This is a genomic window from Rubrivirga halophila (assembly GCF_046845755.1).
Taxonomy (GTDB): Bacteria; Bacteroidota; Rhodothermia; order Rhodothermales; family Rubricoccaceae; genus Rubrivirga.
Genome location: NZ_CP177357.1, coordinates 441,652 through 459,807, shown reverse-complemented (window position 1 = coordinate 459,807; position 18,156 = coordinate 441,652). Strand labels below are relative to the sequence as shown.

The window sequence follows — 18,156 nt, the reverse complement described above, 5'->3', positions numbered from 1 at the left end:
CCCGAACGCGCGCGTCCGGCGGTGGGGGCGAGGCTAGGCCTCGATCCCGTCCGCCAACGTCTCCATGAGCACCTGCCGCGTAAACGGCTTCGAGACGTAGGCGTTGAACCCGGACTCGAGCAGGCGCTCGCGGTCGCCGGGCAGCGCGTACGCCGTCAGGGCGATGGCGAAGACCGAGCCGTAGTCGGGCAGCGTGCGCGCGATGCGGAGCACGTCGGCGCCGGTCTCCTTGCCGCCCAGGTTGATGTCGAGCACGAGCCCGGAGAAGCGCTGGGCGTTCATCGCCAGCAGCGCCGAGCGGGCGTCGCCGACGGCCGTCACGCGGTACGTCGAGCGCAGGATCCGCTCCAGCAGCATCCGCGTGTCGTCGTTGTCCTCGACGACCAGGATCGTCGGGCGCGGGTCGGACTCGGAGACCACCTCGGCGTCTTCCACCGGCGGGGCCGCGGCAGGCGGGATGGTCGGGGCCGGGGCCGCGTCCGGGTTGCGGACGATCATCACCGGGTCGGCGACGGACGGCGGGGCCGAAGGCGGAGGCGGCGCGGGCGCGGCAGTGGGCGGCGCCGGCGTGGCCGAGGGCGGCGCATACGTCGGCGCCGGGTCGGCCTGCGGCGGAGTGGTCGCCTGGGGCGGAGCCACAGGCTCGGGGGACGGCGGGTCAGAAGACCGCCCGAAGCGGAAGTCGAACATGTCGGTCGGGGGGGGCGCGGGGGAGTCGATCGAGGAGGGCTCGGGGGTCTCGGCGACGGCGGACAGGGCCGGGGCGGAGAGGAACGTGAAGTCGAAGGGTTCGCCGAGGAGGTCGCCGGGGTCGGCGGGGTCGGCGGGGTCGGGGGGGTAGCCGCCCATCTGGCCGTCGCCGGGGGCGGAGGCGGGGGGCGGGGCCGGCTGCGCGGGCTCGGGCGCGTCCACGCGCGGGAACGCGATGGTGACGACGGTGCCGCCGGGGCGTTGGGACTCGATGGTGATGGTCCCGCCGAGCAGCGCCACCATCCGGTCGGCGACCGTCAGGCCCAGCCCGGCGCCCTCGTGGCTGCGGGCGTGGCCCGAGTCCTCCTGGTGGAAGGCGCCCGACACCTGGTCGACGAACGACGGCGAGATGCCGAGGCCGGTGTCGGCCACGCGCAGCACGGCGGCCTCGTTGGCCCGCTCGACGGTGATGAGCACGCCGCCGGCGTCGGTGAACTTGACCGCGTTCCCGGCGACGTGGCCGATGATGCGGGCGAGCGCGTCGGGGTCGAGCTCGGCGGCGACCTCGTCGTCGAGCTCGAGGTCGAACCGCAGGCCCTTGGCCTCGGCCTCGGCCGCGATCTCGCGTGTGGCCTCGCGGACGGCGGGCGCCAGCGCGAGCGGGCGCAGGGCGGCCGGGTACTCGCCCGCCTCCAGCCGCGACAGGTCGAGGACGCTGTTCAGGGTGTCGAGCAGGCGCCGCCCGTTCCGCTCGATGAGCCCGACGTAGGGGCGGTGCTGCTCGGGGACCTCCTCGGCCAGCAGGTCGGCGAAGCCCAGGATGCCGGTCAGCGGCGTCCGGAACTCGTGGCTCATGTTGGCCAGGAAGGAGCTCTTGAGCCGGTTCATCCGCTCGGCCGCCTCCCGCCCAACCTCGGCGGCCTCCCGGGCGTCGACCAGCTCCGCGACGACGCGCTCGCGCTCGGCCCGCTCCATGGCGAGGGCGACTGCGTCGGCGACGGCGGCGGCGAACTCGGTCTCGGCGGGGTCCCAGTCGTGGGCCTGGTCGCGGTGGACCACGACGAGCCCCTCGACCTGGCCGTGGCGGCGGATGGGGGCGACGAGCAGGGCCCGCACGCCGTACGCCCGGACGAACGGCTCGAGCCCGAGCGGCCCGATCCGGTCGTCGGTGGCGGCGTCGGAGACGGTGAGCGCGCGGTGCCGGGCGACGTGCTCGAGGGCGCCCTCGAAGCTCGCCGGCTCGGCGGCTTCGACGGGCGAGGGCGCGTACAGGGGATGGCTGGCGCCGCCCTCGCAGGCCCAGAACGAGACGTCGGTGGCGCCGAGCGTGGCCGCGGCGATGGCGGCGGCCGAGGCGCCGAAGGCGTCGGCGCCGTCGAGGTGGGCGAGGTCGACGAGCGCGCGCTGGCGGTCGAGGGCGGCCTGGGCGGCGTCGGCCAGCTCGCTCTCGCGGCGCTGGCGGTCGGAGACGTCCTGGAGCACGCCCACGAGCCCGACGGCATGGCCCGTCGCGTCGCACCACGGCCGGGCGGCGTTCTCGACCCAGCGCTCGCCGTCGGCCGTTGCCATCCGGTAGAGCGCGCGGTATTGGTCGGCCCCGTCGACGGGGCCGGACGCGAGCCCGTCGCCGTCGATCACGTCGCGCCGGAGGACGAGCGCGCCGAGCCCGCCCCGCGCCTCGACCTCCTCGCGCGAATAGCCCGTCAGCCGCTCCACGGCGGGGCTCAGATAGTCGTAGACCGGCCCCGCATCGGTGTAGCGGAGCCGGTAGAGCACGTGGGGGGTGTGGGCGGCGATGGCGGCCAGGCTGGCCTCCGAATCGCGCAGGTCCTCGAGCGCGGCGGCCCGGGCCAGGTGGCCGCCGAGGTGCCACGCGATCGCCTCGCCGCCCCGGATCTCGGCCGGCGGCGCGGCGCCCTGCGGGCGGCCCCAGACGAGCACGCCGTCCGGCTCCCCGGCCGTCAGCACGGGGACCGACGCGAGCGCGCCGATGCCGAGGGCGCCGAGGACGGCGGCGGTGTCGGGCGGGGCGCCGAGCTCGGCGGGCGAGCTGGCGGCGACCGACGTCATGGGGAGATCGGCGAACGCCGCAGCCGCGCCGTAGACCTCGGCCAGGTCGGCCGGGAACGTCCCGGCCGTCGCGGCGACGGCGGGGATGCCCTGCTCGCGGACCGCCAGCAGCGCCCACGACGCGCCCGTCGCCTCGACGAGGGCGCTGACGGCGGCGCGGCGCAGCGTCGCGGCGTCGCCCGCGAGCGCGGCCGCGGCGGTAAACGCGGCGACGGCCCGGTGCTGGCGGGCCGTGGCGCGCTCTTCGATCTGGGCCTCCACCTCGGCCGTGACGTCCTCCATCGTCCCCTCGTAGGCGACGACGCGGCCGTCGGCGTCGAGGATGGACCGGGCGTTCTCGCGCGTGTGGACGCGCTCGCCGCCGGGCCGCACCCACGACACGACCAGGTTGCGGACGGCGCCCGTCTCGCGGATCTCGGAGGTGAACGCGTCGCGCGGGTACCCGAGGTCGGTCCGCACGTCCACGTCGGCCAGGGCCTCGACGGACGGGGCGCCCAGCAGGATGGCGAGGGCGGAGTTCGCGTACAAGATCCGACCGTCGGGCGTGCTCCGGTAGAGCCCCACCGGGAGGTGGTCGGCGAGCGACGCCAGCGGCGCCGGCATCGCCCCGACCGCCTCGTCCACGGCAGGCTCGGCGATGGCCGGCGCGACGGTCTCGGCGTCGGCGTCGGCGTGCGGAGCGGCGTCGGGCGCGGTCTCGGCGTCGGGAACGGTCTCGGCCTCGGGAGCAGGGTCAGCGTGCGGAGCGGCCTCGGCGTGCGGAGCTTCCGCGACGGGGATCGGGGCGCGGACGGTCTCCGCAGAGTCGGGCTCGGCCGGACGCGGCTCGGGCGCCTCGTCGGCCGGCGGAGCGGCGGCGGCCGGAGCGGCCGTCAGGCGGTCGGCCAGCGTCGCCAGCGCGGCGAGGGGAAGGGCGACGGCCGCCGTCTCGGTCAGCAGCAGCGGCACCTCGTCGGCGACCACGAACAGCGGGAGGTCGTCGGGCACGAACACGGCGACCTCGACCTCCTCCACCGGGCCGCCCGGGACGAACACGACGGCGTCGAAGGCCCCGCTCTCCGCCAACGCCAGCCGGAGGGCCTCCGCGGTCGGCGCGAGCTGACCGCTCAGCGCGCCCCCAGCGCGGGCCGCCTGGAGGGCGTCGACGGCCGCCGAGGGCTCGGCGACGAACAGGATGCGGGGCGGTGCGGACATGCGGGCGGTGGGAACAGCCCCCATCCCGCAAACCCGGTGCCGGACGTGCCACCGCGCCGCCGTCCCCGTCGCCGGGCGAAAACGCCGGTCGGCGCCCCACGGCCGGCCCGATTCGTAACGTGAGGGCCCGAATCGCCCCAATGTCTGCTCTCCCGACCCCCGCCCCGTTCGCCCTCGCGCTGCTGTCGCTCGACGGCGTCGGCCGCGTGACCGCGCACCGCCTGCTGGAACGGTTCGCCTCGCCCGAGGCCGTCCGCGCCGCCCCGCGCGAGCAGGTGCTCCTCCGGCTCAAGGGCGTCGCCCACGCCGCCCAGATCGTCGACGCCGTTTGCGCGCCCGCCTTCGACGACGCGCTCGACCAGGCCGCCGCCCAGGTCGAGGCGCTGGCCGGGCGCCGGATCGCCGTGCTCGCGCCCGGCGACGACCGCTGGCCCAGCGGGCTCGACGCGCTCGACCGCGCCGACCGGCCCGCTGTGCTCTACGCCTTCGGTGACCTCGCCGCGCTGCGGTGGCCGTCGCTGTCCGTGCTGGCGTCGGCGCCGCTCGCGGCCCCGCCGTTCGAGGCCGCGCAGGCCGTCGCCCGAGGCGTGCTGGAGCGGGGCCGCGGGCTCGTCGTCGGCGCCGCGCACGGGGTCGACCTCGCGTTGCAGAAGCTGTCGCTCGGGGCGGGCGTCCCGGCCGTCGCCGTCGTCGGCGCGGGACTGGCGCGGATCGACCGCTCGATGCGGCCCGGCGCGACGGCCCTCACGAAAGGCGGCGGGCTGATGGTGTCGCCGTTCCCGATGGCGCACGGGCCCTTCGACCACGACGACCGCGAGCGGGCGATGGTGCAGGCCGCGCTCGGCCGCGCCGTGCTGGCGGTCACGCCGCCGGCGGGCTCGCACGAGGCCCGCGCCGCGGCCTGGGCCGCCGACGCCGAGCGCCCGCTCTTCCTCGTCCCCCCGGCGCCAGCGGACGCGCCCTGGGCCGAGGCAGCCCGGCCCGCCGATGACGCCGGTGCGGTCGCCGAGACGGTCGCCTGACGAAGAGAAGAGGCGTAGAGGAGGAGAGGAGTAGAGGATCGCAGGGGGCGCCCACGACGGTCCGACTCCGCCCGTCCCACAGCCTTTGAACTCCTCTTCCTCTCTTCTGCTCCTCCGCGCCTCTTCTCTTCCCCATGCTCCTCTTCCTGTTTCTCGACGGCGTCGGCCTGGGGCCCGAGCCCGACAACCCGTTCGCGACGCTCGACCTCCCGGCCTTCGAGCGGCTGGGGGGTGGCCAGCGCTGGGTCGAGGGCGCCGAGCCGGTCCGCCGGTCCGACCTGACGTTCGTCCCCATCGACGCGACGCTCAACGTCGGGGGCCTGCCGCAGAGTGGGACGGGGCAATCGGCGCTCTTTACCGGCCTCAACGCCGCGCAGACCCACGGCAACCACTTCGGCCCGTACCCGCCGACCACCGTCCGCGCCTCGGTCGCCGAGCGCAGCGTGTTTGTGCAACTGGTGGAAGCGGGGATTCCAGCCGAGCGACTCGCGTTCGGCAACGCCTACCCCGACCGCTTTTTCCGGGCGGCGGAGGCGCGCGGGCGGTGGACGGTCACGACACTCGCGGCGAAGTCGGCGGGCGTCCGCCTCCGCACGGCGGACGACCTGCTCGCGGGGACCGCGCTCACCGCCGACCTCACCGGCGCGGGGTGGGCGCGGCTGCTCGACGGCGCGCACCGCCCGATCTCCGAGGCCGCGGCGGCGCGGCGGCTGGCGGCGCTGCTTGGCGCCCACGCCTTCGTGCTCCAGGAGTACTTCCTGACCGACAAGGCCGGCCACAGCCAGGACCCGGACCGCGCCGCGGCCGTGCTCCACTCGCTCGACCGCTTTCTCGCAGCGCTCCTCGACGTGCTGCCCGACGACGCGACGCTGCTGATCACGAGCGACCACGGCAACCTCGAGGCGCTCGGCACCAAGAGCCACACCACGAACCCCGTCCCGCTCGTCGCCTGGGGCCCCGGCGCGAGCGCGTTTGCCGGCTGCCACTCCTTGCTCGACGTGACGCCCGCGATCGTGGACCTGCTGGCGCCGGGCGGGGCGTAGGAGAGGTCTGCCCGCCGAGGGCTCGGCTATCTTTCGGCTCTCGGGAGAGTGGTGTAATGGTAGCCACGCCAGCCTTAGGAGCTGGTGTCCGAAAGGACGTGCGGGTTCGAGTCCCGCCTCTCCCACTCGACGGGCTCACCCACCCGAACCGACGCGGGTGGCCGTTTGACTCATCGCGCCCGCACGTCGGCGGGCGGTCCCCCACAGCTCTCGTGCGTCCGCTCCTCGTCTTCGCCGCCCTCCTCGTCGCCGGCTGCGCCTCGACCGCGCTCCCCCCGCCCCCGGCGACGGTCGACACCACGCGCCCGGCCGACGGGCTGCTCGCGCGGCCCGACCTCCAGGCGCTCGTCGACGCCCAGGTGCGCCGCGACGGGGCCGCGCTGGCGACCGCCCTCGCCAGCCCCGACAGCACCGTCCGCGCCCGGGCCGCGTTCGCGCTCGCGTCCGTGCAGGACGAGGCAGCCATCACCGGCCTTCGGCGCCTGCTCGACGACCCCGTCCCCGCCGTCCGCGCCGACGCCGCGTTCGCGCTCGGGCAGACCGCGGACTCGTCGGCCGGCGTCGCGCTCGTGATCACGCTGCGCCAGGAGGCCACGGCGTCCGTGCTGGCGGAGCTCGTGGAGGCGCTGGGCAAGGTCGGCGGGCAGGCCGACCTCCGCGCCGTTCTGGAGACGCCGCTCCCCGACATCCTGGAGCCCCACCGCGCGCTCGCGCTCGCCCGCTTCGGCCTGCGCGACGTGACCAGCGACGCCTGGGCGGCCTTCCTCAGCGCTCGCCTCCAAGACCCCGATCCCGCGATCCGCGCCAACGCCGCGTACGCCTTTACCCGGTCGCCCGTCGCGGCGTGGCGCGCGCAGGCGGCGGCGATCCGCGTCGCGTTCGACGCGCTCGCCGGCGACCCCGCCCGGGCCTCGCTGGCCCGGGCGCTCGGCCGCCTCGACGAGCGCGAGGACACGGCCCGGCTGGCCGAGGCGCTCCGCACCGACACGCGCTGGCAGACGCGCGTCCAGATCGCCCGTGCGCTCGACGGTCGCGACGACGTCCCCTCGCGCGGCGCGCTCGCCCGAGCCGTCGACGACCCGAACCCGCACGTGGCCCAGGTCGCCGCCGAGGGGCTGGCGATGACCGGCGGGCCGGAGGCGCTCGACCTGGCGCGCGCGGCGCTCGACGGCGACCGGCCGTGGACCGTGCAGGCCGCGCTGCTCCCAGCCGTGGCCCAGGCCGACCCCGCCGCCGTCCTCGCGTGGGCCGACCGCCAGCCGGACCCGTTCGCCAAGGCAGCCGCGCTCCGCGCCCTCGCCCGCACCGACGACGGGACCGCCCTGACGCGCCTCTTTACCGACGCCCGCTCACCCGACTCCCGCCTCGCGACGGCCGCCCTCGGCGCGCTCGGCGAGCGGTGGCAGGCCGGCGGCTACGGCCCGCGCCGCTTCTACGACGCCTACGCCGACGCCCTGCGCACCGGCGACGCCGCCCGCGCCTCGACCGCCGCCCCGCTCGTCGCCGACTCGGCGTTCTGGGCGCTCGGCGCGGGGACGCTCCTGCGCGAGGTCTACGGCACACTCGACGCGCCCAACGACCTCGCGGCCATGCGCGCCATCGTCGGCGCCACGGGGAAGGTCCGCGACGGGGCCGAGATGGACTTCCTGATCGGCGTGGCGCTGACGGGCCCGGAGGAGTTGCGGACCGCCGCCCGCGACGCGCTCAACGAGCGGCTCAGCGACGGCGTCGACGTGGAGGTGCCGGCCGCCGGCTCGCCCGCCACGACGGCCATCGACTGGGCCCACCTGAGTGTGGTCGGCGCGCACCCCCGCCTCATCCTCGACACCGACCGCGGGCGTGTCGTGATCGAGCTCGACACCGAGGCCGCGCCCCAGACCGTCCAGCGCATCACCACGACCGCCGCGCAGGACCTCTACGACGGCGTCCCCTTCCACCGCGTCGTCGCCGACTTCGTGGTTCAGGGCGGCGACTACGTCCGCCGCGACGGCTACGGCGGGCCCGAGACGCCCATCCGGAGCGAGTTCGCCCGCATTCGCTACGCGGCAGGCACGATCGGGATGGCGAGCTCGGGGAAGGACACCGAGGGCTCGCAGTTTTTCGTCACCCACAGCCCGCAGCCCCACCTCGACGGCCGCTACACCGCGTTCGGCCACGTGGTCGAGGGGCAGGACGTGGTCGACGCGATCCTGCAGGGCGACCTCGTCCGCCGCGCCCGCGTCGAGCCCGACCGCCGGCGGTAACGCGGGCGACCGCTACGGCGTGCCGACCTCGGCTCCGATCGTCGCGGCCTCCTCGATGAGCTGCTGGTGGCGGCGCCCCCAGTCGAGGACGGCCTCGAACGTGCCCGCGTCGACGCCGAGGTGGGCGGCCGTCGAGCGGAGCGAGGCGACTTCGGACGCGTGGAGCTTGCCGTCGGCATACGCCACGAGCGTCAGGTCGAGCAGGGCGGCCACGCGCGAGCGGTCGGTGCCGAACAGGAGGTTGAGGTCGCCGGCGGCCGCCGGCGCGCCGGCCATCTCGGCGGGCACCCCGGCCTCGACGTAGAGCCGGTCGAGCCGCTCGACCTCCTGGATCGCCAGCCGGTTGTCGGCGTCGATGACGCCGCGGGCGAGGACGAGGAAGGCGCGGCACTGCTCGGGCGAGAGCTCGTGGAGAAACATCGGTCGCAGGTGGGGGGACGAGGGGAGGGTACTCCCGGGCCCGCGCGGAGTGCCCCTGATTCAGAGGCCGGGGAAGGGGTGACGGGAATCTGCGGCCGGCCGAGGGGTGTTGGTACCGCCCCCCGCGACGCCCACCCGCGCCGACGCCCCCTGATCGCGCAGCAACCCGCCTCTCGCCATGACCATCGACGTGTTCGCCGACATCGCCTGCCCGTGGTGCTACATCGGCGAGGCCCACCTGGCCCAGGCGCTGGCCCAGCGGCCCGGCCTCGGCGTCACGCGCCGCTGGCGGCCGTTCCAACTCCAGCCCGACCTCCCCCCGACCGGCGGGGACGCCGCGTTCTTCGACCGCAAGTTCGGCGGGCCCGAGCGGCGCCAGGCCGCGTTCGCCCACGTCGCCGAAGCGGGCGAGCGGGCCGGGATCGCGTTCGACTTCGAGCAGCTCGCGGGCGCGCCCAACACGACCGACGCCCACCGCCTGATCCTGCTGGCGCGGACGTACGGACGCGAGTGGGAGATGGTCGACGCCCTCTTCGACGGCTACTTCGCCCAGGGCCGCGACTTGCACGACACGACCGACTTCGAGGCGCTCGCCGAGCACGGCGGGGTCCCCGGCGCCGACGCCATCGCCCTGCTCGCCGACGACCGCTTCCGCAAGGACGTGGCCACCAGTCAGGAGATCGCCCGGCGGTCCGGCATCGGCGGCGTCCCGCTCTACCTCTTCGGCGACCAGTTCGCGCTGTCGGGCGCCCAGCCCATCGAGGCGTTCGTCCGGGCCCTCGACCGGGCGACGGCGCCGGCCGCGTAGGCGCGGGCCGCACAGGGCACATCAGGGGGACCCACGCCGGATGGCTCGCGTAGGTCCGGCTGCCCCTCCCCCGCGCCATGCAAGCCGACTCGACCGCCGCCGATACCCTGTCCACTCAGCCGCTCGACGTGAGCGACGCCGCGACCGGCCTGCTCGGCAAGATCGGCGGCTGGATCGACAGCTTCGTGCTCCTGCTGCCGAACCTGGTCGTCGCCGTCCTCATCGTGGTGGCCGCGGTGTTCGTGGCCCGCATCGCCCGCCGCGTCGTCGAGGGGCTGCTCCACCGCACGACCGGCCACGCGCCCCAGGCCAAGAACGTCGTCGGGCTGCTGGGGACGCTGGCGTACGTCGTCGTGCTCTCGGCCGGCACGTTCATCGCGCTCGGGGTCCTCAACCTCGACGGCGTCGTGACAACGCTGCTGGCCGGCGCCGGCGTGGTCGGGCTGGCGCTCGGCTTCGCGTTCCAGGACATCGCGTCCAACTTTATCGCGGGGATCCTGATGGCCGTCCGCAACCCGTTCGTGGTCGGCGAGATCATCGAGACGAGCGGGTTCACGGGCGTCGTCCGCGAGATCTCACTGCGCTCGACCATCCTCGACACGTTCACCGGCCAGAAGGTGATCCTGCCGAACGCCAAGGTCTACGGCGACCCCATCGTCAACTACTCGTCGCGCGGCGAGCGGCGCGTGGACCTGACCTGCGGCGTGGGCTACGGCGACGACCTGGGGCACGCCCAACAGGTCGCCGTGCAGGCGATCGAGCGGCTGGCGATGCGCAAGGGCGAGCGGCCGGTCCAGCTCTACTTCACCGAGTTCGGCGACTCGTCGATCAACTTCGTGGTCCGGTTCTGGGTGGCGTTCTCCAAGCAGACCGACTTTCTGGAGGCGCAGTCCGAGGCCGTCAAGGCCGTCAAGGCGGCGTTCGACGCGGCCGGCGTGACGATCCCGTTCCCTATCACGACGCTCGACTTCGACCCCAGCGGCGGCGTCGGAATGCGCGATGCGCTCAAGGGCGGTGGGTCCGGCGACGGCGCCAGCGAGCCCGCCCCGGAGGCCGACTGGCAGTAGCCATCGGCGGGGGGCCTCCCCCGATCAGTTCCAGGGGAGCTCGACGAGCACGTCCTCGTGGAGCGCGGCGCGGACGTAGCCCAAGAGGGCGGCCCGGCCCGGCCCGTAGCGGGCGACGCGCTCGATGTCCGTCTTCATGCGGACGCGGCAGACCGGCAGCCCGGGGATCGCCACGACGCCGTCGACGAGGGCGCGACCGGTGTCGTCCTCCTGCGTGGTGATGCGGACGAATTGGTCGGTGGGGTCGGCGAAGCCGAAGCCGGAGAAGTCGATCGGGAGAGCCATGGGGAAGGCGGTGAGCGCCCCTCCCCTATCGGTTGCGCGCGCGGCGCATTAAGCGGCGCGCGCGTCAAATCGACGTTCCGCTGCTACTCGCCGGCCGTCGCCAGCACCCAGTCCGCGATCGCCGCCGTCACCTCGGGGTCGACGGTGCCGGGCAGCGTGGCGTACTCGGCAGGCGAGCCCGTCTCGGCGCGCTGAAAGACGTGGTTGAGGCCGTCGAGCGTGACGACCGCCCAGTCGGGGCTGGCGGAGGCGCCGAGCGCGTCGCGGACCGGCCCGGCGTTGAGGGCCGGGTCGACCTGCTGGTCGAGCTCGAAAAAGAGCGCGAGCGCGGGCACGTCGAGGGCCGCGAGGGCGTCGACCGGGTCGAGGGCGAGGAACGCGCGGAACCACGCGCCCGACATCGCGGCCATCTGCTGGGCGACGACCATCGGCACGAGCGGCGCGCTCAGCCCGAGCGTGGCGGCGTCCTCGGCGGGCAGGGCGAGGAACGCGCGACTGATCATGCCCTGCACGGCCTCGTGGTCGGCGTCCGACAACTCGCCGCGCGCGGTCGCCGCGAGCCGGACGAAGGCGGAGTCGGCCGGCGCGAGGAACGCCTCGACGCCGGCTGGGGACACGCCCTGCGCCGCCAGCCCGCCCCGGTTCTGCGCCAGGATGATCTTGCGCCCCGAGATGCCCGGCCCGGCCACCATCACGACCCCGTCGACGGCCGGCTCGGCGGTCGCCACAAGCGGCGCGATGGCGCCGCCCTCGCTGTGGCCGACGATCCCGACCCAACCGATCTCCGGCCGGGCATCGAGCACGCGAGCGGCAGCGGCGGCGTCCTGGGCGTAGTCGTACGAGGTGACGGCGTCGGGCTCCTCCCCCGCCGTGCTCTCGCCCGCGCCGCGCTCGTCGTAGCGCAGGCTGGCAACGCCGCGCGCGGCGAGCGCGTGGGCGATGTCGCGGTACATCCGGTAGCCCGCCGGGAAGCCGGGCGAATCGGGCCCGCCGTCGCGGTCTTGCAAGCCGGACCCGGAGACGAGCACGACGCCCGGGAACGGGCCGTCGCCGGCCGGCACGGTCAGCGTTGCCGCCAGCGTGACGCCCGGCGCGGTGTCGAACGTGATGGGCGACTCGGAGTAGGCGTCCTGGGCACTGGCGCCAGCGACGAAGGCGAGGGCGAGGGCGAGTGTGCGGAGCATGGCTGTGGTGGGGAGACGCGGGAGACTACGAGCGCATCGACTCCGAGGTGCGCCCTCTCCGAGGCCGCTCCGCCCCGCCGCCGCGCGAGGGGGGTCAAGGCCGACTCCATGCGAGGCACTACAAACGGAGGAGCCCCCATCGGATGAGGGGGTCGACCGACAGGCGGGGGGACGCGGCAGGCGAAAGCGGACCGGCTCGCGCGAGCGGACCGCCAGCAGGCGGCTCGTCAGCCCTCGGGCACGAAGTGGGCGCGGAGCCAGCCGTCCTCGACGCGCGCCGACGCCAGCCGGTAGTAGGCCAGGAACGCGGGCAGCGTCACGTTCCGGCGCTGGTTCGCGATCTGGACGACCAAGTCGTCGCCGAACTGCTCGGCCTCGACCGAGCCCGGCTCGGCGCCCGGCACGCGCAGCGCGACCGTGTAGTCGTCGCCCTCGTTCTCGACCTTGTACGACGGCTCCGCGTGGTAGACCGCCGCCGGGTCGCGGTCGGCGTAGAGCCCGTCGCCGATCTGTTTCAAGAGGTCGAGGCCGAAGACCTCCTGGCCGAGGTGGGGCACCGTGAGGACCGGGAGCGGCGCGAACGAGCGCTCGATCTCGTCGAGGTAGCCGGCTTGCGCTTGGACGTACTTGGCCATCACGCCGCCCGCCTCGTCGGTCGGGATCACGCGGTTGACGATCGCCGCGTCGACGCCGTAGCCGTAGAGCTGGAGGTAGGTGTAGGCCCGCTTGGCCTCCTGGATCACCATCCGCTCCGGGTTCATCACGAGCCGCGCCGAGGTGATCTGCGGGTCTTGGAGGATCTCCTGCACGTCGCCGAGCTTGCCGAACAGGCGATCGAGCTCCTCGTAGCCGCGGTCGAGCGGCACGCCGGTCGTCTTGCGGACCGCGTAGCCGACGGTCTTGATGGCCGTTTTTTGCAGGGGGAACGCCTTTTGGAGCCACCACTGCGTCACCTGGGGGAGCGTCAAGAGCGTCAGCGTCTCGCCGGTCGGCGCGGCGTCGAGCACGATCACGTCGTAGTCGCCGGAGCGGTAGAACTCGTCGAGCCACAACAGCGCCGAGCCCTCGCCCATGCCCGGCAGCGCCGCCAGTTCCTCGGCTGCGACGGCGTCGGCGCCCTGGAAGCGGAGCACGCTGCGGACCAGCTCGCGCATGTTGCCCCAGTACTTCCGCATCGAGTAGTACAGGTCGACCTCCATCGCGTCGAGGTTCTGCGCGAGCGGGCGCGGCTCGGGCCCCAGCGGCGTGTCGACGGCGTCGGCGAGCGAGTGCGCGGGGTCGGTCGACAGGACGAGCGTGCGCTGGCCGCGCGCGGCGCACGCGAGCGCGGTCGCCGCGGCACAGGTCGTCTTGCCGACGCCGCCTTTGCCGGTAAACAGGAGGACGCGAGTCATCAGTGGGGGGCGGTGAGGGGCCGGGCGTGAAGGGCCCGACGCGCGGCGGCGTTCCACCGCGCCGCGCCATTCACCGACTCCCCGCCGGCGCCCGGCTCCGCACGCCTCGGCCCGAGCGCACACGCCTCGCAGGGCAACGCCGGTGGGGTGCCTCTACCGGCCGCCGCCGTCGCGGGCCTCGCGGAGGATCTCCTCGGCCGTCTTCCCCCCCCGGTTGTTGGGGTTGCGGACGGTCGGGTCGCCGACCGGGCGCCGGGGCGTCGGCGCCGCGCGAGGCGCGGGCGGCTCGCGGGCGGCGGGCGGCTCGGCGGGGGCGCGGGGCTCCGGCGGGGCGTCCCAGCCGATGCGGCGCTGGCCGGGCGGCGCCTCGCGGAGCACGGGGCGGTCCTCGTCGGGGCGCTCCAGGTCGGGCCCCTCGATGGGCGCCGGCTCGTAGGGGTCCTCGCCAAACACGTTCTCGTAGTCGTCGGCGTCGAAGTCGGCCACGTCCGGCTCGTCGACCAGGAGCGAGTCGCCGTCGGCGTCGAAGTCGAGCGCGTCGTAGCGGCCGGGGGGGGGCGGGAAGGCCACGTCCGGCAGGCGGCCCTGGACGCGGACCAGGAAGTCGGCGACGACGGGGAGGGCCGAGCGCGAGCCCTCGCCCGTCGCCTTGCTCCGGAACGTCACGCGCTGGTCGTTGAACCCGACCCAGGCGCCGACGGCCAGGCCGGGGCGCATGGCGATAAACCAGCCGTCGGCGTAGCGCTGGGTCGTGCCGGTCTTGCCGGCGAGGTCGCCCGTCGCGCCGAGCTCGCGCAAGGCCCGGCCGGTCCCCCGGTCGACCACGCCGCGCATCATGTCGAGCAGGTTGCGGGCGTCGCGCCGGGTGAGCGCCTGCTGGCCGCCGCCGCCGAACTCGTCGAGGACGGTCCCGGACGCCGTCTCGACGCGCGTGATCAAGCGGGGCCGCCGCCGCAGCCCGTCGTTCGCGACCGTCGCGTACGCGGACACCATTTCCAGAAGCGTGACGGGGCTGGTCCCAAGCCCGATCGAGGGGACCACGTCGAGGTCGCTGGTGACGCCCATCCGCTGGGCGACGAGGGCGACGCGGTGCGGGCCGATCTCCTGCGTCAGCCGGGCCGTGACGGCGTTCTTGGAGTACGCGAGCGCGTCGGCCAGCGTCCCGCCAGACGACCCGCCGGACGGGCGCCACGTGGTCCCGTCGTCGAGCTCGACGGCCGCCGAGCCGCTCTCGATCTCGTCGTCGGGGCCGTACCCGCGTTGCAGGGCGCCGGCGAACACGAAGGCCTTGAACGTCGAGCCCGGCTGGCGGCGCGCGACGCCCGCGTGGTCGTACTCGTCGACGGCGAAGTCGCGCGAGCCGACGTACGCGCGGACGGCGCCGGTCTCGGGCTGGATCGCCACCAGCGACGCCTCGACGCGGCGCACGGATTCGGCGGCCCGAGCCACCACCTCGGCGTCGCTGCGGACCGTCGCCAGCGCCTCGTCCTCGGACTGCCCGGCGTCGGTCGCGTTCGCGTACTCGACCGTCCGGCGGAGGGCAGCGTCGAGGGCCGCGCGGGGGACGCCCCGGCGCCACTCGGCGTCGGCCGTGCGCTGCAAGCGAGCGCCGCGCTCGGCGACGGCGGCCTCGGCCTCGCGCTGCATCGTCATGTCGAGCGTCGTGTAGACCACGAGCCCGTCGCGGTCGACGTCGTAGCCGCGCGCCTGCGCCCAGTCCTGGAGCTCGGCGCGAACGGCGGCCGTGAAGTGGGGCGCGGCGCTATACGTCGAGGGCTGCGTCTGGAGCGTGACGCCGAGCGAGTCGGCCTGGAGCGCGGCGGACTCGTCGCGCGCGAGCACGCCCTGGTCGGCCATCAGCCTCAAGACGAGGTTGCGCCGCGCGGTCGCGGCCTCGGGGTGGCGGACCGGGTTGAACTGGTTGGGGCCCTTGAGCATCGCCACGAGCAACGCCGACTGGGCGACGGTCAGGTCCGGGGCGTGCGTGCCGAAGTACGTCCGCGCGGCCATCTCGACGCCGAACGCGTTGTACAGGAACGGGACGGTGTTGAGGTACGCTTCGAGGATCTCGCGCTTGGTGTGGTCGGCCTCGATGGCGCGCGCGGCGATGGCCTCTTTGGTCTTGCGCTCGACCGTTCCGGCGTTGCCGATCTCATCCGGAAACAGGTTGCGCGCGAGCTGCTGGGTGATGGTCGACCCGCCCTGCCGATCGCCCTTGAGGGTGTTCCAGATGGCCCCGACGGTCCGCCGCGCGTCGACGCCGCCGTGCGCGTAGAAGGCTCGGTCCTCGGTCGCGATCAGCGCGTCGACGAGGTGGACGGGGATGGAGTCGAGCGGGACCCACTCCTGGAAGTCGGGCTCGAACTGGGTGATCCGCTCGCCGCGCACGTCGACGACGACGCTGGGCTGGGCGCGCGTGGCGCGCGCCAAGGCGTAGGCGTCGGGCGTCTCGGGCAGCAGCGACCACGCGTAGAGCGCGACGGCCAGCACGGCGAGCGCGAGCGCGCCGGTGCCGAGTGCAAACGGAACGCCGAGGGCGACGGCGACCCGCCGGCCCCACGTGGCGTCGTCGTCGGTGACGGCCTGCCAGTACCGTTTGAACGGGTTGCGGGTCGGCGGCGGCTCCGGCTCGGGGCGCCACGACGGCGCGGGGCGAGCGATGGTGGGACGAAGCGACACGGGCGGGCGGGCGGGGGGCACGGGCATCAACGCGCCAGATCCAAACCCGTGCCATCGGGACGGCGCGCGCCCGGACGGCCGCCTCGCCTGCCCACCGTCCCGGCCAAGACGGGCGAAGGACGGGCCTTGTCGCTACGCAGTCGGCCTCCCCCGCGCCTCCCGCTCCGTCCACCACAAGACGGCCCGACGCACCGTCGAGGGCCGTATCGTCAGGGGGACCCACCCTCCCGCCGCCCATGAAGTTCGTCGGCGCCCAGCTCTCCTACTTCTTCAGCGACTCGACGATGCGGCGCAACGTGCGGTCGCTGCTGAAGTACGTCGCGTTCGTGGTCGCCGTCGTCGTCGTCTACGCCATCGCGTTTCACTTCGTCATGCTCCACGAGGGCAAGCAGCACTCGTGGGTGACCGGGTTCTACTGGACGCTGACGGTCATGAGCACGCTCGGGTTCGGCGACATCACGTTCGAGAGCGACCTCGGGCGGCTGTTCAGCATCCTCGTCCTGATCTCTGGGATCGTCCTGCTCCTGATCGTCCTCCCGTTCGCGTTCATCCGGTTCTTCTACGCGCCGTGGATCGAGTCCCAGATCCGGCGGCGGGCGCCGCGCCGCGTCGGGCCGGGGGTCGAGGGCCACGTCGTCATCTGCGCGTACGACTCGGTCGCGCCAGGGCTCGTGAGGCGGCTCGAGCGGGAGGGCGTCCCGTACGTCGTGCTCGAGGAGGACCCGGAGGTCGCCGCGGCGCTCCACCTCGACGGGCTCTCGGTCGTGACCGGCGTGGTCGACGCGCCCGAGACGTACCAGGCGCTCGCGCTCGACCGGGCGCGGCTCGTCCTCGCCAACCGCGAGGACACCGTCAACACGAGCGTCCTGCTGACCATTCGCGAGATGGCCCCCGAGGTCCCCGTCGTCGCCGTCGCCAGCGCCGACGAGGCCGTCGACGTCCTCGAGCTCAGCGGGGCCACCCACGTCCTCCCGCTCAAGCGGTGGCTCGGCGAGCACCTTGCGAACCGGGTCAACGCCCTCCACGCCCAGTGCCACCCCATCGGGCACTACGAGGGGCTCGCGCTCGCCGAGCTCCCCGTCCACCGGACGCCCCTGGCCGACCGGACGATCCGGGAGACCCGCCTCCGCCAGACGACGGGGATCAACGTCGTAGGCGTGTGGGAGCGCGGGCAGCTCGCCCCGGCCCGGCCCGACACCCCGCTCACCGACTCCAGCGTGCTCCTGGTGACCGGGACCGAGGACCAGCTCTCGACGCTCGACGAGATCCTCGCGATCTACAGCGCCAACCCGAACCCCGTCGTCGTCGTCGGGGGCGGGCGCGTGGGGACGGCGGCCATCCGGTCGCTGCACGGCCGCGGGATCCCGGTCCACCTCATCGAGCGGCGGCCCGAGCTCGTCCCCCGGAGCGCGCCGATGTGCACGCGGACGTTCGTCGGCGACGCCTCGGACTACCAGCTCCTCGAAGAGGCCGGCCTCTTGGAAGCCCCGACGGTCGTGCTCACGGGCCACGACGACGCCATGAACGTCTACCTCGCCGCGTACTGCCGCAAGCTCAACCCCGGCCTCCGCATCGTCAGCCGCATCACGCACGAGCGGAGCACGGGGGCCATCCACCGAGCCGGCGCCGACTTCGTGCTGAGCTACGCCTCGCTCGGGGTCCAGGCCGTGCTCGCCGTGCTCCGGCGAAAAGAGCTCGTCGTGCTCGGCGAGGACATCGACGTGTACACGATCCCGCCCCCCCCGGCGCTCCACGGCCGGACCCTCGCCGAGTCCGGGATCGGCGCCCGGACCGGGCTGACCGTCATCGGGATCGAGCGGGACGGCGCCGTCGTGACGGACCTCTCGGCCGACACGGTCCTCGAGCCCGGCACGGCGCTCGTCATGTTCGGCGACGAGGGGCAGCGGGCCGACTTCGCCGCGGCGTTCGGTCACGCCGGCTAGCCCGGTCGCCGAGCCCACATCTCCCGCCCGGCACTCGTGCACCGGGTCCTCTGGACCTGACAGGGGCCGGTCGTAGCCCTAGAGACTTTGGGGGAATGGCTGTTTGCTCACAGA

12 protein-coding genes and 1 tRNA gene are annotated in these 18,156 nt (G+C 74.7%); 7 read left to right on the top strand and 6 right to left on the bottom strand.

Annotated features, from left to right (window positions below):
* Positions 1-33: 33 nt before the first annotated feature.
* The gene (locus ACLIRP_RS01950; RefSeq protein WP_412062272.1) at positions 34-3,954 is read right to left on the bottom strand and encodes an ATP-binding protein; all 3,921 of its coding nucleotides are present in this window, start codon (positions 3,952-3,954) and stop codon (positions 34-36) included.
* Between the two features lie 140 nt (positions 3,955-4,094).
* Here ACLIRP_RS01950 and ACLIRP_RS01945 point away from each other — a divergent pair, with 140 nt between their 5' ends.
* The 4 genes from ACLIRP_RS01945 (at position 4,095) to ACLIRP_RS01930 (ending at position 8,262) form a co-directional block, all read left to right on the top strand.
* Positions 4,095-4,976, top strand: coding sequence for a DNA-processing protein DprA (locus ACLIRP_RS01945; RefSeq protein ID WP_412062271.1), 882 nt, complete (start codon positions 4,095-4,097; stop codon positions 4,974-4,976).
* Positions 4,977-5,110: 134 nt separating this feature from the next.
* A complete protein-coding gene (locus ACLIRP_RS01940; protein ID WP_412062270.1) occupies positions 5,111-6,019 on the top strand; it encodes an alkaline phosphatase family protein in 909 nt (302 codons plus the stop codon).
* A 42-nt stretch (positions 6,020-6,061) separates the two neighbouring features.
* Positions 6,062-6,144: transfer RNA gene (locus tag ACLIRP_RS01935), tRNA-Leu, on the top strand.
* 87 nt (positions 6,145-6,231) lie between these two features.
* Positions 6,232-8,262, top strand: coding sequence for a peptidylprolyl isomerase (locus ACLIRP_RS01930; RefSeq protein ID WP_412062269.1), 2,031 nt, complete (start codon positions 6,232-6,234; stop codon positions 8,260-8,262).
* Positions 8,263-8,274: 12 nt separating this feature from the next.
* Here ACLIRP_RS01930 and ACLIRP_RS01925 read toward each other — a convergent pair whose 3' ends face one another.
* Complete coding sequence (locus ACLIRP_RS01925; RefSeq protein WP_412062268.1) at positions 8,275-8,682, bottom strand: TerB family tellurite resistance protein; 408 nt, start codon at positions 8,680-8,682, stop codon at positions 8,275-8,277.
* Between the two features lie 178 nt (positions 8,683-8,860).
* Here ACLIRP_RS01925 and ACLIRP_RS01920 point away from each other — a divergent pair, with 178 nt between their 5' ends.
* Together ACLIRP_RS01920 and ACLIRP_RS01915 are read left to right on the top strand one after the other, a co-directional pair.
* A complete protein-coding gene (locus ACLIRP_RS01920) occupies positions 8,861-9,490 on the top strand; it encodes a DsbA family protein (protein ID WP_412062267.1) in 630 nt (209 codons plus the stop codon).
* 77 nt (positions 9,491-9,567) lie between these two features.
* Positions 9,568-10,557, top strand: a complete 990-nt coding sequence (locus tag ACLIRP_RS01915) for a mechanosensitive ion channel family protein (protein WP_412062266.1) — start codon at positions 9,568-9,570, stop codon at positions 10,555-10,557.
* Between the two features lie 24 nt (positions 10,558-10,581).
* Here the strand turns inward: ACLIRP_RS01915 and ACLIRP_RS01910 are convergent, their stop codons facing one another.
* The 4 genes from ACLIRP_RS01910 to ACLIRP_RS01895 all read right to left on the bottom strand — a co-directional run bounded on the left by ACLIRP_RS01910 (position 10,582) and on the right by ACLIRP_RS01895 (position 16,126).
* Positions 10,582-10,842, bottom strand: a complete 261-nt coding sequence (locus tag ACLIRP_RS01910; protein WP_412062265.1) for a hypothetical protein — start codon at positions 10,840-10,842, stop codon at positions 10,582-10,584.
* An 83-nt stretch (positions 10,843-10,925) separates the two neighbouring features.
* Positions 10,926-12,026, bottom strand: coding sequence for an alpha/beta hydrolase family protein (locus ACLIRP_RS01905; RefSeq protein WP_412062264.1), 1,101 nt, complete (start codon positions 12,024-12,026; stop codon positions 10,926-10,928).
* A 227-nt stretch (positions 12,027-12,253) separates the two neighbouring features.
* Positions 12,254-13,420 (bottom strand): ArsA family ATPase, encoded by a 1,167-nt coding sequence (locus ACLIRP_RS01900; protein WP_412062263.1) that lies wholly within the window; start codon positions 13,418-13,420, stop codon positions 12,254-12,256.
* Between the two features lie 153 nt (positions 13,421-13,573).
* Positions 13,574-16,126, bottom strand: coding sequence for a transglycosylase domain-containing protein (locus ACLIRP_RS01895; RefSeq protein WP_412062262.1), 2,553 nt, complete (start codon positions 16,124-16,126; stop codon positions 13,574-13,576).
* A 209-nt stretch (positions 16,127-16,335) separates the two neighbouring features.
* Here ACLIRP_RS01895 and ACLIRP_RS01890 point away from each other — a divergent pair, with 209 nt between their 5' ends.
* Positions 16,336-18,042 carry a potassium channel family protein gene (locus ACLIRP_RS01890; RefSeq protein WP_412062261.1) on the top strand — a complete coding sequence of 569 codons (1,707 nt, stop codon included), beginning with the start codon at positions 16,336-16,338 and terminating at the stop codon, positions 18,040-18,042.
* Positions 18,043-18,156: the final 114 nt, after the last annotated feature.

What these genes read in the sequence shown, in the direction of transcription:
- ACLIRP_RS01950 (WP_412062272.1), bottom strand. Translation starts at nt 3,954, where the DNA reads ATGTCCGCACCGCCCCGCATCCTGTTCGTCGCCGAGCCCTCGGCGGCC.
- ACLIRP_RS01945 (WP_412062271.1), top strand. Translation starts at nt 4,095, where the DNA reads ATGTCTGCTCTCCCGACCCCCGCCCCGTTCGCCCTCGCGCTGCTGTCG.
- ACLIRP_RS01940 (WP_412062270.1), top strand. Translation starts at nt 5,111, where the DNA reads ATGCTCCTCTTCCTGTTTCTCGACGGCGTCGGCCTGGGGCCCGAGCCC.
- ACLIRP_RS01925 (WP_412062268.1), bottom strand. Translation starts at nt 8,682, where the DNA reads ATGTTTCTCCACGAGCTCTCGCCCGAGCAGTGCCGCGCCTTCCTCGTC.
- ACLIRP_RS01920 (WP_412062267.1), top strand. Translation starts at nt 8,861, where the DNA reads ATGACCATCGACGTGTTCGCCGACATCGCCTGCCCGTGGTGCTACATC.
- ACLIRP_RS01915 (WP_412062266.1), top strand. Translation starts at nt 9,568, where the DNA reads ATGCAAGCCGACTCGACCGCCGCCGATACCCTGTCCACTCAGCCGCTC.
- ACLIRP_RS01910 (WP_412062265.1), bottom strand. Translation starts at nt 10,842, where the DNA reads ATGGCTCTCCCGATCGACTTCTCCGGCTTCGGCTTCGCCGACCCCACC.
- ACLIRP_RS01905 (WP_412062264.1), bottom strand. Translation starts at nt 12,026, where the DNA reads ATGCTCCGCACACTCGCCCTCGCCCTCGCCTTCGTCGCTGGCGCCAGT.
- ACLIRP_RS01900 (WP_412062263.1), bottom strand. Translation starts at nt 13,420, where the DNA reads ATGACTCGCGTCCTCCTGTTTACCGGCAAAGGCGGCGTCGGCAAGACG.
- ACLIRP_RS01895 (WP_412062262.1), bottom strand. Translation starts at nt 16,126, where the DNA reads ATGCCCGTGCCCCCCGCCCGCCCGCCCGTGTCGCTTCGTCCCACCATC.
- ACLIRP_RS01890 (WP_412062261.1), top strand. Translation starts at nt 16,336, where the DNA reads ATGAAGTTCGTCGGCGCCCAGCTCTCCTACTTCTTCAGCGACTCGACG.